We start from the raw sequence: 15,116 nt of genomic DNA, 5'->3' as shown, positions 1-15,116 counted from the left end.
TTGAAGAGGATTGGGCCACCCTTTCCAGAACAAGTAGCCATGCACGAACACTATCAGCCCCGTGAAATCGAAAACGCCGCCCAAACGTTCTGGGATGAGCAGAAGTCCTTTGAAGTCAGTGAACAGCCAGGCAAGGACACCTACTACTGTCTGTCGATGTTCCCTTACCCCAGCGGCAAGCTGCACATGGGCCACGTGCGCAACTACACCATCGGCGACGTGATCGCCCGCTACCAGCGCATGCAGGGCAAGAATGTCCTGCAACCCATGGGCTGGGACGCCTTCGGCATGCCGGCGGAAAACGCCGCGATGAAGAACAAGGTCGCTCCGGCCAAGTGGACCTACGAAAACATCGCTTACATGAAGAGCCAGTTGCGCAGCCTGGGCCTGGCGGTGGACTGGTCCCGCGAAGTGACCACCTGCAAGCCCGACTACTACCGCTGGGAACAGTGGCTGTTCACCCGCCTGTTCGAGAAAGGCGTGATCTACCGCAAGAACGGTACCGTGAACTGGGACCCGGTGGACCAGACCGTACTGGCCAACGAGCAGGTCATCGACGGCCGCGGCTGGCGCTCCGGCGCGCTGATCGAGAAGCGCGAAATCCCGATGTACTACTTCAAGATCACCGCCTATGCCGATGAGCTGCTGGAAGGCCTCGACGAACTGCCGGGCTGGCCCGAGCAGGTCAAGACCATGCAGCGCAACTGGATCGGCAAGTCCCGCGGGATGGAAGTGCAGTTCCCCTACGACATCGAGTCCATCGGCGAAGCCGGCACCCTGAAAGTCTTCACCACCCGCCCGGACACCCTGATGGGCGCGACCTACGTCGCCGTCGCCGCCGAACACCCGCTGGCGACCCAGGCCGCCGCCAACAACCCCGAGCTGCAGGCCTTCATCGCCGAATGCAAGGCCGGCAGCGTCGCCGAAGCCGATGTCGCCACCCAGGAGAAGAAGGGCCTGCCGACCGGCCTGTTCGTTGCGCATCCGCTGACCGGCGAGAAGCTGCCGGTGTGGGTCGCCAACTACGTGCTGATGCACTACGGCGATGGCGCCGTAATGGCAGTGCCGGCCCACGACGAGCGTGATTTCGAGTTCGCCAGCAAGTACGACCTGCCGATCAAGTCGGTGGTGCGCACCAGCTCCGGCGACACCAACCCGGCCCCGTGGCAGGACGCCTACGGCGAGCACGGCACCCTGATCAACTCCGGCGAGTTCGACGGCCTGGACTTCGCCGGCGCGTTCGATGCCATCGAAGTCGCGCTGATCAAGAAGAACCTCGGCGCCTCGCGCACCCAGTTCCGCCTGCGCGACTGGGGCATCAGCCGCCAGCGCTATTGGGGCTGCCCAATCCCGATCATCCACTGCGACAGCTGTGGCGACGTACCGGTGCCGGAAGATCAACTGCCGGTCGTGCTGCCGGAAGACGTGGTGCCGGACGGCGCCGGCTCGCCACTGGCGCGCATGCCCGAGTTCTACGAGTGCAACTGCCCGAAATGCGGCCAGCCGGCCAAGCGTGAAACCGACACCATGGACACCTTCGTCGAGTCGTCCTGGTACTACGCCCGCTACGCCTCGCCACACTACGAAGGCGGCATGGTCGATCCGAAGGCCGCCGACCACTGGCTGCCGGTGGACCAGTACATCGGCGGCATCGAACACGCGATCCTGCACCTGCTGTACGCGCGCTTCTTCCACAAGCTGATGCGCGACGAAGGCCTGGTCAGCTCGAACGAACCGTTCAAGAACCTGCTGACCCAGGGCATGGTCATCGCCGAAACCTACTACCGCCGCGAAGCCAACGGTGCCTACACCTGGTTCAACCCGGCGGACGTTGAACTCGAACGCGACAGCAAGGCCAAGGTCATCAGCGCCAAACTGATCTCCGACGGCCTGCCGGTCGAGATCGGTGGCACCGAGAAAATGGCCAAGTCGAAGAACAACGGCGTCGATCCACAGTCGATGATCGACCAGTTCGGTGCAGACACCTGCCGCCTGTTCATGATGTTCGCCTCGCCGCCCGACATGAGCGCGGAATGGTCCGACTCCGGGGTCGAAGGCTCGCACCGCTTCCTCAAGCGCGTCTGGCGCCTGGCGCAGGCCCATGTTTCCCAGGGCCTGCCGGGCAAGCTGGAGGTCGCCGGCCTGAACGACGAGCAGAAAGCCATTCGCCGTTCGATTCACCTGGCCATCAAGCAGGCCAGCCATGACGTCGGCCAGAACCACAAATTCAATACCGCCATCGCCCAGGTGATGACGCTGATGAACGTTCTGGAAAAAGCCCCGCAAGGCACCGAACAGGACCGCGCACTGATTCAGGAAGGCCTGGAAACCGTGACGTTGCTGCTGGCACCGATCACCCCGCACATCTGCCACGAGCTGTGGAATCAACTGGGTCATGCCGATCCGGTGATCGACGCCAAGTGGCCAGTGCAGGACGACGAGGCACTGGTGCAGGACAGCCTGGTGCTGGTGATCCAGGTCAACGGCAAGCTGCGCGGCCAGATCGAAATGCCGGCCAGCGCCACCCGCGAGGAAATCGAAGCGGAGGCCCGGGTCAACGAAAACGTACTGCGCTTCATCGATGGCCTGACGATCCGCAAGGTCATCGTCGTGCCCGGCAAGCTGGTCAACATCGTCGCCAGCTAATTGGACCAGGCGCCCGCCAGTGCGGGCGCCTTACAGGATTTCCGGGGCTGCCGTGTCGGCCCACGGCTTCAAGGGGAGCAACAAGATGATCAAACGCAATCTGCTGGTAATGGGCCTTGCGGTGCTGCTGAGCGCATGCGGCTTCCAGCTGCGTGGTACGGGCACCTCCGAACTGACGATCAAGGAATTGTCGGTCAGCGCCCGCAACGCCTACGGTGACACGATCAAGCAACTGACCCAGGTGCTGGAGCATAGCGGCGTCGACGTCCACAAGGGCGCGCCCTACAAGCTGATCCTGACCGATGAGCAGGAAACCCAGCGCGCGGCGAGCTACACCGGCTCGGGCCGTAACGCCGAGTACGAACTCAACACCGTGCTGGTCTACGAGATCCGTGGCGAGAAGGATCTGCTGCTGACCGGCGGCAAGCTGGAAGCGCAGAAGTACTACGTGCATGACGGCAACAACATCACCGGCGGCGATGCCGAAGCCGGCGAACTGCGCAAGGAAATGCGTCGCGACCTGGTGCAGCAGATGGTCATCCGCCTGCAGGTGCTGACGCCGGCACAGCTCGACAGCCTCCAGCAGGCCGCCAATGCCAAGGCCAAGGCCGACGCCGACGCCCTGGAAGCCGCGCGCAAGTTCGAAGCGTCGCAGCCGCAGCAATCACCTCTGGAACTGCCGAACCAGTAAGCCATGAGGGGCGCCCCTGGCGCCCCCTGGCCACCCGCCCATGAAACTCGCTCCCGCCCAACTCGCCAAACACCTGCAAGGTGGCCTCGCGCCAGTCTATGTCATCAGCGGCGATGACCCGCTGCTGTGCCAGGAAGCCGCCGACGCCATTCGTGCAACCGCACGCCAGCAAGGCTTCGATGAACGCCAGGTGTTCAGCGCCGACGCCAACTTCGACTGGGGCACCCTGCTGCAGGCCGGCGCCAGCATGTCGCTGTTCGCCGAGAAACGCCTGCTGGAGCTGCGCCTGCCGTCGGGCAAGCCGGGCGACAAGGGCGCGGCCGCACTGATGGAGTACTGCGCGCGGCCGGCTGATGACACCTTGCTGCTCATCAGCCTGCCCAAGCTCGATGGCAGCGCGCAGAAGACCAAGTGGGGCAAGGCGCTGATCGAGGGCCAGCAGACCCAGTTCATCCAGATCTGGCCGGTGGACGCCAACCAGTTGCCCCAGTGGATTCGCCAACGCCTGGCCCAGGCCGGGCTTTCCGCCCAGCAGGATGCCGTGGAGCTGATTGCCGCGCGGGTTGAAGGCAACCTGCTGGCCGCCGCCCAGGAAATCGAAAAGCTCAAGCTGATGGCCGAGGGTGGGCAGATCACCATCGAGACGGTACAGGCGGCGGTGGCCGACAGCGCCCGCTTCGATGTCTTCGGGCTGGTCGACGCCGTGCTCAACGGCGAAGCGGCCCATTCCCTGCGCATGCTCGAAGGGCTGCGTGGCGAAGGGGTCGAGCCGCCGGTGATTCTCTGGGCCCTGGCCCGGGAACTGCGGCTGCTGGCCAACCTGTCCCAGCAGTACAGCCAGGGCGTGCCACTGGACAAGGCCTTCAGCCAGGCCAAGCCGCCGGTCTGGGACAAGCGCCGACCGCTGATGAGCAAGGCCCTGCAACGGCATTCGGCGCAACGCTGGAGCCAGTTGCTGATGGACGCACAACGTATCGACGCGCAGATCAAGGGCCAGGCCGCCGGTTCACCGTGGAGCAGCCTGAGCCGACTCAGCCTACTGATGTGCGGCCAACGTCTGGCGCTACCAGCCGAATGACCCCACTGGACAGTCAGGTCCATCTGCCCGATGATGCGCGCTCTTGCAACCCAGGAGTGCACCGCCATGAGCAAGCCGTCCCGGCGCCCCAACAAAGCCAAGTCGATCATCGCCCAGCCACTGTTCCGAAGCCGCCAGGAACAGCCGGCCAAAGGCAAGGGCAGCTACCGTCGCGAAGCCTTCCAGTCCAAAAGCTGGGAGGCTTCTGACTTTCTGGCCGCGTGAAAGTGTCATCACGACCTGCACCCCCAAGGCATGATAAGGTCAACATCTGATTCGCATTCTTCGGACCCGCGCATGCCCTCTAGTCTCACCCTCGGTTGGCCCTTGCGCCGACTGTTCGCCGCCACCAGTTTCATCCTGCTCGTCGCCTGTGCGGAAAAGCCCACGGCCGCCGACGCCCAACCGCTGTCGACGCTGCCCACCGCCCCGGTGCCGATTCCCGCACCCGCGCCTGCCGCCGATACCCCGTTCATCCAGCCCGCCCAGAGTTTCGAGGATTGGCGCGCGGCATTCCGTATCGAGGCCCTGCGCGCCGGGATCACCGCGAATACCTTCGACAACGCCTTCGCCGGCATCAGCCCCGACATGAGCGTGATCAAGGCCGACCGCAGCCAGCCGGAATTCACCCGGCCCGTATGGGAATACCTCGACGGCGCCCTCTCGGCGACCCGCGTGCGCAAGGGGCAGGCCCTGCTGGTGCAGAACAGTGCGGTGCTGCAGAGCATCGAGCAGCGTTATGGCGTCGATCGCGAAGCCCTCGTCGCGGTGTGGGGCATGGAGAGCAACTTCGGCCAGTTCCAGGGCGACAAGTCGGTCATTCGCTCGCTGGCGACCCTGGCCTATGAAGGCCGTCGCCCGGGCTTCGCCCAGAGCCAGTTGCTGGCTGCATTGCAGATCATCCAGCACGGCGACATCCGCCCGGAGCAGATGCTCGGTTCCTGGGCTGGCGCCATGGGCCAGACCCAGTTCATCCCGACCACCTACAACAGCTATGCGGTGGACTTCGACGGCGATGGCCGCCGGGACATCTGGAACGACTCGGCCGACGCCCTGGCCTCGACCGCCAACTACCTGCAAAGCTCGGGCTGGCAGAAGGGCCAACCGTGGGGCTTCGAAGTCACGGTACCGGCAGGTTTCGACTACTCGCTGGCCGATGGCGCAATCCGCAAGCCGGTCAGCGAGTGGCTGCAGATGGGTGTGCAACTGCCGGCCGGCGTCGCACTGCCCTACGGCGCCGCGCCACTCTCGGCATCGCTGTTGCTGCCGGCAGGCTATCGCGGGCCCGGCTTCCTGGTGCTCGACAACTTCCGCGCGATCCTCAAGTACAACAACTCGTCCTCCTACGGACTGGCGGTTGGCCTGTTGTCCCAGCGCTTCAACAGTGGTGGCGTGATTCGGGGCAGTTGGCCCAAGGATGACCTGCCGCTCAGCCGCAGCGAGCGGATCGAGCTGCAGACACTGCTCAGCAGCAACGGCTACGATGCCGGCAACCCGGATGGCATCATCGGTGCCAACACCCGCAAGGCCATTCGCGGTGCACAGCAGGTGCTGGGCTGGCCGGCCGATGGCTATCCGAACCACAAGCTGCTGGAGAGCCTGCGTAGCCGCTAGTCGCGCTTTTGATCAGGCTTGCGGGCTGAGCTGTGCTTGTGTGGCGAGCAGGGCTTGTGTGGCAAGCGGGGCTTGTGTGCTGAGCAGAGCTTGTGTGGCAAGCGAGGCTTGTGTGCTGAGCAGAGCTTGTGTGCTGAGCAGGGCTTGTGTGGCAAGCGAGGCTTGTGTGCTGAGCAGAGCTTGTGTGGCAAGCGAGGCTTGTGTGCTGAGCAGGGCTTGTGTGGCGAGCGGGCTTGCCCGCGCTGGGGAGCAAAGCTCCCCCAAAACCTGCAACACCTGTATCTCAGAGACAGCGAAGGTGGCCGAGCTACGGCTGCCATGCAGCCGAGCGCGGGCAAGCCCGCTCGCCACAAAACAGCCTCCAGCCGCCTCCTCCACCAGCAGGCTCATCACAAGCTGATGGGGACAGCCTAGAGAATCACCACATCCTGCTCCAGCACCAGCCGTCGTGCATCAGCCTCCAGGCGTACCTGCGCGCCCAGCGGCAGGGTCAGGTTCGGATCGCAATGCCCGCTGCGCCATCCCGCCAATACCGGAATACCCAGGGGGCCCAGCTCCTGCTTGAGCAAGCGGGCCAGGGCCTCGGCATCGACTCCGGCGAAATCGCCCACCAGCACGCCTTTCAGGCCTTGCAGCTTGCCCGCCAGACGCAGGTGGGTGAGCAGCCGGTCCACCCGGTACAGTGGCTCATTGACGTCCTCGATCAGCAGGATGACCCCATCGGTGTCGATTTCATAAGGCGTGCCCAGGCTGGCGCAGATCAACGTCAGGTTGCCGCCCTGCAGGCGGCCACAAGCGCTGCCGGGGGCCAGGGTGCTCAAGGGGTAGGCTTCGGGGTGATCGAGTGCGTCACCGGCCTTCAAGCGGCCGCTGAGCAGATCGAACAAGGAAGACTCGGTGGGAGGCAGCTTGCCCTTGAGCAGATCGATGTTGAACATCGGTCCGTGAAAGGTCACGAACCCGGCATGCCGGGCAATCGCCAGGTGCAGCGCGGTGATATCGCTGTAGCCGACCAGCAGCTTGGGATTGCGCGCGAGCAGCGGGTAATCGATCCGGTCCAGCAGTCGTGGGCAGCCATAACCACCCCGCAGGCAGAGAATTGCGTCGATTTCCGGGTCGCAGAAGGCATCGTGCAGGTCGCGCAGGCGAACCTCGTCGCTGCCGGCCAGGTAACCGTCCCGTTGCGAGACGCCTGGAAAGATCCGTAGCTCATAACCGCGCGAGCGTACCCATTGCCGGGCCTCGAGCGGGTCGATGGCCACCGGACCGGCCGGGGCGATCAGGCCGATCACCCCGCCCTTGGGCAGCGCCGACACCGCGCTTTGTTCCGGGTAGGAGTCCCGCACGGGTCGAAGGCTGCCCATATGTCTTACGAAGCTCCCAGCAACTCGGCCTTGACCAGCTTGGCCTGCTCGTCGGCGTGGTACGAGGAACGCACCAGCGGGCCCGAGGCGATGTTCTTGAAGCCCATCTTGTAGCCTTCCTCGGCGAACCAGGCGAAGGTGTCCGGATGCACGAAGCGCTGCACCGGCAAGTGGCTGCGCGACGGCTGCAGGTACTGGCCGAGGGTCAGCATGTCGATGTCATGCTCGCGCATGCGCTTCATCACTTCGATGACTTCGTCGTCGGTCTCGCCCAGGCCCAGCATCAGGCCGGACTTGGTCGGTACGTGCGGCACCATCTGCTTGAAGCGCTGCAGCAGGGTCAGCGACCACTGGTAATCGGAGCCCGGACGCGCGGCCTTGTACAGGCGCGGAACGGTTTCCAGGTTGTGGTTGAACACATCCGGCGGCTCGGCCGCGGTGATTTCCAGAGCGACGTCCATGCGGCCACGGTAGTCCGGGACCAGGGTCTCGAGTTGCACGTTCGGCGACAACTTGCGGATTTCGCGGATGCAGTCGGCGAAGTGCTGGGCGCCGCCGTCACGCAGGTCGTCACGGTCCACCGAGGTGATCACCACGTACTTCAGGCGCAGGTCGGCAATTGCCACCGCCAGGTTCATCGGCTCGTCGACATCCAGGGGCTTCGGCCGGCCGTGGCCGACGTCGCAGAACGGGCAGCGACGGGTGCAGATGTCACCCATGATCATGAAGGTCGCGGTACCACCGCTGAAGCACTCGCCCAGGTTCGGGCAGGACGCCTCTTCGCAGACACTGTGCAGCTTGTGCTTGCGCAGCAATTGCTTGATGCGGTCGACTTCCGGCGACACCGGGATGCGCACGCGAATCCAGTCCGGCTTCTTCGGCAGTTCGGTGGTCGGGATGATCTTCACCGGAATCCGCGCGACCTTCTCGGCACCGCGCAGCTTGACGCCGGTTTCGACTTTCGCACGGGCCGGGCGCTCGGAAACATCCAGCGTCGGGATCAGGGTTTGCACAGCGTCTTGCGCAGTAGTCATATCAATCGATTCCGCCCGTGAGGGTCGTCTGCTCAGCATAGTCGAGGTGTTTGACGAGCTGCGCACGCAGCCGGGCACTTACCTCGGCAAATTCAATCGGTCCTGTGTGGTCGCGCAGCTGGGTCATCGCCAGCCCCGCATAACCGCAGGGGTTAATCCGCCGGAACGGCGCCAGGTCCATGTCGACGTTCAACGCCAGGCCATGGAAGGAACAGCCGTTGCGAATCCGCAGGCCCAGGGAGGCGATTTTCGCGCCATTGACATAAACCCCGGGAGCATCGGCCTTGGCCTCGGCCTGCACGCCATATTCGGCGAGCAGTTCGATCAGGCAGCGCTCCATCCGGCTGACCAGTTCGCGCACGCCGAAACCCAGGCGACGAACGTCCAGCAGCAGATAGGCCACCAGTTGGCCAGGTCCATGATAAGTCACTTGACCGCCACGATCGACCTTGACCACCGGAATATCGCCCGGCAGCAACAGATGCTCGGCCTTGCCGGCCTGGCCCTGGGTGAAGACCGGCGGGTGCTGCACCAGCCAGACTTCATCGGGAAACTCTTCGGACTTGCGCCCGTCGGTGAAACGTTGCATGGCATGCCAGACCGGCTCGTAAGGCGTCTGGCCCAGTTCGCGAAAGCCCAACATGCCCGCCATCACAGCACCATGTGTACGAAGCCGGTGGCCCGCAACTCGCTGTTGATGTTGTACAACTGGTCCTGGTCGGTGGCCACGATGTGCAGTTGAATCGTGGTGTACTTGCCATTGCTGCTCTGGCGTTCGTCCACCCGCTGGTCGTTGATCGTCGCATGCTTGCGGACGATCTCGACGATCTTGTCCTTGTTGCCCACCCCCGTGTCACTGATCACCTTGACCGGATAGTCGGTAACCGGGAATTCGATTTTCGGTGCTTTTACTTCAGTGTCTGTCATGACAATAACGGCCTCGTAAGCCCAGGCAACGGACGTGCCTCGCGCCCGGGTCGGGTGGAGGCACGCAAATCGACACTATGTGATGGAAATGCCGCTGTTGAAACTTGCGTCAGTTGAACATGCCGTAGAAGAACATGCGGATGCTATCCCACAGGCGGCGGAAGATACCACCTTCCTCCACCGCGTCCAGCGCGATCAGATCGGTGCTGCGCACCACCTTGTCATCCAGTTTGACTTCCACTTTACCGATGACGTCACCCTTGGCGATCGGCGCGACCAGTTTCGGGTTGATGGTCATGCTGGCGGCGAGCTTTTTCAACTGGCCCTTGGGCATGGTCATGGTCAGGTCTTCGGCCAGACCGGCCTTGACTTCGTGGGTGGTGCCTTTCCACACCGGTGCCTTGGCCAGTTCGGTGCCCTTCTGGTAGAAGGTCTGGGTTTCGAAGAAGCGGAAACCGTAGGTCAAAAGCTTCTGGGTCTCGGCCGCACGGGCCGCTTCGCTGTTGGTGCCGAACACCACCGCGATCAGGCGCTGGCCGTCACGCACCGCCGAGGACACCATGCAGTAGCCGGCCTCTTCGGTGTGGCCGGTCTTCAGGCCATCGACGGTCTTGTCACGCCACAGCAACAGGTTGCGGTTAGGCTGCTTGATGCCGTTCCAGAAGAATTCCTTCTGCGAGTAGATGGCGTAGTGCACCGGGTCGACACGGATGATCGCGCGGGCCAGCAGCGCCATGTCATGGGCCGACGAATAGTGGTCCGGGTTAGGCAGACCGGTCGGGTTCATGAAGTGGCTGTTGCTCATGCCCAGGTCGGCGGCGGTCTTGTTCATCATGTCGGCGAACGCGTCTTCGCTGCCGGCGATGTGCTCGGACAAGGCCACGCTGGCGTCGTTGCCGGACTGAATGATGATCCCGTGCAGCAGGTCGCTGACGGTCACCTGGGAACCGACCTTGACGAACATCCGCGAACCGCCGGTACGCCAGGCGTTTTCGCTGATGGTCACCGGATCGTTCTCGCCGATCTGGCCGCGACGGATCTCCAGGGTCGCGATATAGGCGGTCATCAGTTTGGTCAGGCTCGCCGGAGGCAGGCGCTGGTCGCCGTTGTTCTCGACCAGCACGTTGCCGCTGGCGGCATCCATGAGCACGTAGGACTTGGCGGCAAGTTGCGGCGATGCCGGCAAGGCCATGTCATCGGCGGCCCAGGCGGCGGGCGCCATGATCAACGGTACAAGCAGGCACAAACGTTTGGCAAAGGTGGTGATGTTCATCCGTCTCTCGAAATCGCTAATGGAAACTTGCCCTTGCGGGCAAAACTAATCGGACAGCCATGGGCTGCCCCGTGTTCGGTTGCTCGCTCCACCACCCTTTCCAGGCTTTTATTGTTAAACGAACCAACAACCAGGCCCCAGCCCCAGGCTCTGCACGAAATGTATCGACAAACATTCCCCACAGAGCCTCGGAAGGCTGCCGAATCCGCCATTTTGCCTGTGTTACTCCGACGTCACCAGACTTGGCGAGCCGAGATTGGCCAGACGGACACTGTTCTGCACCTGCAGGACCTCATCCGGCGTGCCGATCGGCCCCATCCGCACCCGATGCAGTGTCTGCTGGTTGCGCACGATCGAACTGACGAACACCGGCGCCTTGACCATCGAGCTCAGCTTCGAGCGCAGCAGTTCGGCAGCGTCCGGGTTGGCGAAGGCGCCCACCTGGAGATACTGGCCAGAGGCTGGTACCGCACCGTTTTTTTTTGCATCGGCCTGTGCCTGCACAGGAACAACGTCGGTTGCGTGTTGTTGCGGTGGAGGCGTCCACTGCTCGATGGTGCCGGTGGAGGCCGACAGCGCCGGGGTCGAGGCCTGCGCCACCTGCGGCTCGTTGAGCATCAACGGCGCCGGCCGGCCGCGCTGGGCCCACCATTGCTGCGGGTCGATACCCTCGACCCGGACCCGCGCCGTGCCGATCTCGGCGTAGCCGAGCTTCTTGGCGGCGGCGTAGGACAGGTCGATGATCCGGTCGGAGTAGAACGGCCCACGGTCGTTGACCCGCAGAATCACGCTGCGGTTGTTGTCCAGATTGGTCACCCGCACGTAGCTGGGCAGCGGCAGGGTCTTGTGCGCGGCGCTCATGCCATAGAGATCGTAGACCTCACCGTTGGCAGTGTTCTGACCGTGGAACTTGGTGCCATACCAGGACGCGGTGCCCTGGGCGATGTAGTTCTTCGAGTCCTGCAGCGGGAAGTAGGTCTTGCCCAGCACCGTGTAGGGGTTGGCCTTGTAGGGGCCGGAATGCAGGGTCGGCGTGGCATCGGGAATCCGCGATACGTCGACGTCCCACCACGGCGCGCCGTCCTTGTGGGCCCGATTGATATCCAGCCCGGGCTTGGAACGGATCGCATTGGAAGACGACGACTGATAGGGCGAACGGCTGGTCGAGCAACTGACCACCAGCACCGCCAACGCAGTGCAAGCCAACAGCTTCAGTGGTTTGGAAATCGGCAAAGCCTGCATTACTTGACGCCCCGTGCTTGGACCAACAGGTCGGACAGCTGATGCACGGCCATGGCGTACATTACGCTGCGGTTATAGCGCGTGATCGCATAAAAATTCTTCAGGCCCATCCAGTATTCGGGCCCATTGTCGCCTTCCAGGCGAAATGCCGTCACCGGCATGTCATCGCGCAGCGCATCATGACTCGACCAGCCCAGTGCCCGCAACTCCCCGACGGTCTTCACCGGATCGAGGCCGGGGCTCAACCCCTGGTCGACCTGGTCGCCCCGCACGTCGGCGCGACTGACCACCGGCTCGCCGGCCACCCAGCCGTGGCGCTTGAAATAGCTGGCGACACTGCCAATGGCATCGTCGGCGTTGGTCCAGATATTGATGTGACCGGTGCCGTCGAAATCCACCGCATAGGCGCGAAAGCTGCTCGGCATGAACTGCGGCAGGCCCATCGCCCCGGCGTAGGAGCCCTTGAGGCTCAGCGGATCGAGTTGCTCCTCGCGGGCCAGCAGCAGGAATTCGCGCAGTTCCTTGCGGAAGAACTCGGCGCGGGGCGGATAGTCGAAGCCCAGGGTCGACAGCGCATCGATCACCCGGTAGTTGCCGGTGTTGCGGCCAAAGAAGGTTTCCACGCCGATGATCGCGACGATCACCTGGGCCGGCACGCCATACTCCTGCTCGGCACGGGCCAGGGCCGCCTCGTGCTGGCGCCAGAAGTCGACACCCCGGGCCACCCGGGCGTCGGTGAGGAACATCGGGCGGTATTCCTTCCACGGCTTGACCCGCTCGGCGGGCCGGGAAATCGCATCGAGAATGCTCTGCTTGCGCTCGACCTGACGGAACACGTCCATCAGTTGCTCGCCGGCAAAGCCATAGTCGCGGGTCATTTCACCGACGAACTCGGCGACTTGCGGCGATCCTTCGTAATCGCCGGCCAGCGCCGCCGGCGCGGCCCCCAGGCAGCCGACGAGGCCCATCCAGGGAGCGCATCGGGCCGCCCAGTCGCGCATCACTTGCATTGAACTGTTCACCTTAATCAAACCTGCGCGATCCACTTACGGTGGGTATGGATCGACATCAAAATTCCAAACGCTGACAGCAGCGTCACCAACGAAGTTCCGCCGTAGCTGATGAAGGGCAACGGCACCCCGACAACTGGCAACAGGCCACTGACCATCCCGATATTGACGAAAACATAAACGAAGAACGTCATGGTCAGGCTGCCCGCCAGCAGCTTGCCGAACAGGGTCTGGGCCTGGGCGGTGATCACCAGCCCGCGGCCGATCAGCAACAGGTATAGCAGCAGCAGGACGCAGATCCCCACCAGACCGAACTCTTCGCCCATCACGGCGATGATGAAGTCGGTGTGGCTTTCCGGCAGGAAGTCCAGGTGCGATTGGGTCCCCAGCAGCCAGCCCTTGCCGAACACGCCGCCGGAACCGATGGCCGCCTTGGACTGGATGATATTCCAGCCGGTACCCAGCGGGTCGCTTTCCGGATCGAGGAAGGTCAGGATCCGCTGCTTCTGGTAGTCGTGCATGATGAAGAACCACATGCCCACCGCCACCGGCACCGCCGCGGCCAGTACGCTGAGGATCCAGCGCCAGCGCAGACCGCCCATGAACAGCACGAACGCGCCACCGGCCAGCACCAGCAGCGAGGTGCCGAGGTCGGGCTGGCGGACGATCAGGATGAACGGCACGCCGATCAGCATCAGGCTGATCCCCACATGCTTGAGCTGCGGCGGCAGGGTACGCTTGGACAGGTACCAGGCGATGGTCGCCGGCATCAGAATCTTCATGAACTCCGACGGCTGGAAGCGGATCACCCCGGGAATGTTGATCCAGCGCGTGGCGCCCATGGCGTTGTGGCCCATGACATCCACCACCACCAGCAGCATCACCCCCAGCACATAGGCCAAGGGCACCCAGCGGGCCATGAAGCGTGGCTCGAACTGGGCGATGACGATCATCGACACCAGGCCGATGCCGAAGGACGTCGCCTGCTTGATCAGCAGGTCCCAGCTCTTGCCGCTGGCCGAATAGAGAACGAACAGGCTGCCGGCCGCCAGGGTCAGCAGCAGGACCAGCAACGGTCCGTCGATGTGCATGCGCTGTAGCAAGGTGGCCCGGCGGCGCATCACATCCTCACTGGAGAGGATGCGATCGAAATTGGCGATCAAGGCGTAGCCTCCGCGGTAGTGGAACCAGCGTATTCAGGTTTGAGCCGGCCATCCGGGCCGAGCAGCCAGGCGTCCATCACCTGGCGGACCACCGGCGCCGCGACGCCGGAACCGGACTCACCGTTCTCGACCATCACCGCCACGACGATCTTGGGGTTGTTGGCCGGGGCGAAGCCCACGAACAGGGCGTGGTCGCGATGGCGCTCAAGGACCTTGGAACGGTCATACTTTTCACCCTGCTTGATCGCCACGACCTGGGCCGTACCACTCTTGCCGGCGATCAGGTACTGCGCGCCGATGGAGGCCTTGCGCGCGGTACCGCGGGCACCGTGCATCACCTGCTGCATGCCGTGGTTGACCTTGTCCCAGTCCGACGGGTTGCGCAGGACGATATCCGGCATCGGGTTCTCATCCTTGGGCCGCTGGCCCTCGATGGTCTTGGCCAGGTGCGGACGGTTCCACACCCCCTTGTTCGCCACCAGGGCCGTGGCCTGGGCCAACTGCAGCGGGGTGGCCTGCATGTAGCCCTGGCCGATACCGAGAATCAGCGTCTCGCCCGGGAACCAGGCCTGGCGGCGCGTAGCGCGTTTCCACTCGCGCGACGGCATCAGCCCCGGCGATTCCTCGAACATGTCCAGGGAAACCTTCTGGCCCAGACCGAACTTGTTCATGTAGCTGGCCAGGCGGTCGATGCCCAGCTTGTGGGCCAGGTCGTAGAAATAGGTGTCGTTGGAGCGCATGATCGCCGTGTCGAGATCGACCCAGCCATCACCGGTACGGTTCCAGTTGCGGTACTTGTGGTCGTAGTTCGGCAGCTCGTAGTAGCCGGGGTCGAAGACCCGCGTCGAGGCGTTGACCACGCCGCTGTCCAGGCCGGCGATCGCCACCGCCGGCTTGATGGTCGAGCCTGGCGGATAGAGGCCGCGCAGCACCCGGTTGAACAGCGGCCGGTCGATGGAGTCGCGCAGCTCGGCGTAGGCCTTGAAGCTGATGCCGGTGACGAACAGGTTCGGATCGAAGCTCGGCTGGCTGACCATCGCCAGCACCTCGCCGGTGCTCGGATCGAGGGCCACC

15 protein-coding genes are annotated in these 15,116 nt (G+C 63.8%); 5 read left to right on the top strand and 10 right to left on the bottom strand.

The window, feature by feature from the left end:
* Positions 1 to 39: 39 nt before the first annotated feature.
* The 5 genes from leuS (at position 40) to K675_RS0108750 (ending at position 6,029) form a co-directional block, all read left to right on the top strand.
* A complete protein-coding gene (gene leuS, locus K675_RS0108770; protein ID WP_017903141.1) occupies positions 40 to 2,646 on the top strand; it encodes a leucine--tRNA ligase in 2,607 nt (868 codons plus the stop codon).
* 85 nt (positions 2,647 to 2,731) lie between these two features.
* Positions 2,732 to 3,337: an LPS assembly lipoprotein LptE gene (gene lptE, locus K675_RS0108765; RefSeq protein ID WP_026145044.1), complete on the top strand. Its 606-nt coding sequence runs from the start codon at positions 2,732 to 2,734 to the stop codon at positions 3,335 to 3,337.
* Between the two features lie 40 nt (positions 3,338 to 3,377).
* A complete protein-coding gene (gene holA / locus K675_RS0108760) occupies positions 3,378 to 4,415 on the top strand; it encodes a DNA polymerase III subunit delta (RefSeq protein WP_017903139.1) in 1,038 nt (345 codons plus the stop codon).
* Between the two features lie 66 nt (positions 4,416 to 4,481).
* On the top strand, positions 4,482 to 4,640 hold the full coding sequence (gene arfA, locus K675_RS0108755; RefSeq protein ID WP_010446709.1) for an alternative ribosome rescue factor ArfA: 159 nt from the start codon (positions 4,482 to 4,484) through the stop codon (positions 4,638 to 4,640).
* Positions 4,641 to 4,712: 72 nt separating this feature from the next.
* A complete protein-coding gene (locus K675_RS0108750) occupies positions 4,713 to 6,029 on the top strand; it encodes a lytic murein transglycosylase (protein WP_026145043.1) in 1,317 nt (438 codons plus the stop codon).
* Between the two features lie 12 nt (positions 6,030 to 6,041).
* Here K675_RS0108750 and K675_RS0108745 read toward each other — a convergent pair whose 3' ends face one another.
* From K675_RS0108745 to mrdA, 10 genes are all read right to left on the bottom strand, one after another.
* A complete protein-coding gene (locus K675_RS0108745; RefSeq protein WP_157383919.1) occupies positions 6,042 to 6,419 on the bottom strand; it encodes a hypothetical protein in 378 nt (125 codons plus the stop codon).
* Between the two features lie 20 nt (positions 6,420 to 6,439).
* Positions 6,440 to 7,393 carry a S66 peptidase family protein gene (locus tag K675_RS0108740; RefSeq protein ID WP_037006377.1) on the bottom strand — a complete coding sequence of 318 codons (954 nt, stop codon included), beginning with the start codon at positions 7,391 to 7,393 and terminating at the stop codon, positions 6,440 to 6,442.
* A 5-nt stretch (positions 7,394 to 7,398) separates the two neighbouring features.
* Positions 7,399 to 8,427, bottom strand: a complete 1,029-nt coding sequence (lipA, locus tag K675_RS0108735) for a lipoyl synthase (protein WP_026145041.1) — start codon at positions 8,425 to 8,427, stop codon at positions 7,399 to 7,401.
* A 1-nt stretch (position 8,428) separates the two neighbouring features.
* Positions 8,429 to 9,079, bottom strand: coding sequence for a lipoyl(octanoyl) transferase LipB (gene lipB / locus K675_RS0108730; protein WP_017903134.1), 651 nt, complete (start codon positions 9,077 to 9,079; stop codon positions 8,429 to 8,431).
* Positions 9,079 to 9,354, bottom strand: coding sequence for a DUF493 domain-containing protein (locus tag K675_RS0108725; RefSeq protein ID WP_017903133.1), 276 nt, complete (start codon positions 9,352 to 9,354; stop codon positions 9,079 to 9,081). Before K675_RS0108725 ends, lipB begins: the two co-directional genes overlap by 1 nt.
* A 109-nt stretch (positions 9,355 to 9,463) precedes the next feature.
* Positions 9,464 to 10,627, bottom strand: a complete 1,164-nt coding sequence (locus K675_RS0108720) for a D-alanyl-D-alanine carboxypeptidase family protein (protein WP_017903132.1) — start codon at positions 10,625 to 10,627, stop codon at positions 9,464 to 9,466.
* Between the two features lie 222 nt (positions 10,628 to 10,849).
* Positions 10,850 to 11,869, bottom strand: a complete 1,020-nt coding sequence (locus K675_RS0108715) for a septal ring lytic transglycosylase RlpA family protein (protein WP_017903131.1) — start codon at positions 11,867 to 11,869, stop codon at positions 10,850 to 10,852.
* Positions 11,869 to 12,879, bottom strand: a complete 1,011-nt coding sequence (gene mltB, locus K675_RS0108710) for a lytic murein transglycosylase B (protein WP_017903130.1) — start codon at positions 12,877 to 12,879, stop codon at positions 11,869 to 11,871. The genes K675_RS0108715 and mltB overlap by 1 nt, the downstream gene beginning before the upstream one ends.
* Before the next feature lie 17 nt (positions 12,880 to 12,896).
* A complete protein-coding gene (gene rodA / locus K675_RS0108705; RefSeq protein ID WP_010446724.1) occupies positions 12,897 to 14,000 on the bottom strand; it encodes a rod shape-determining protein RodA in 1,104 nt (367 codons plus the stop codon).
* A gap of 38 nt (positions 14,001 to 14,038) precedes the next feature.
* On the bottom strand, positions 14,039 to 15,116 hold a 1,078-nt coding region (mrdA, locus tag K675_RS0108700; protein ID WP_017903128.1), incomplete at its 5' end, for a penicillin-binding protein 2.

This window comes from Pseudomonas fuscovaginae SE-1, assembly GCF_000364705.1.
GTDB classification, from domain to species: domain Bacteria; phylum Pseudomonadota; class Gammaproteobacteria; order Pseudomonadales; family Pseudomonadaceae; genus Aquipseudomonas; species Aquipseudomonas fuscovaginae_A.
Note: the sequence above shows the minus strand (reverse complement) of the source record. Positions and strands in the feature narration are given on the sequence as shown.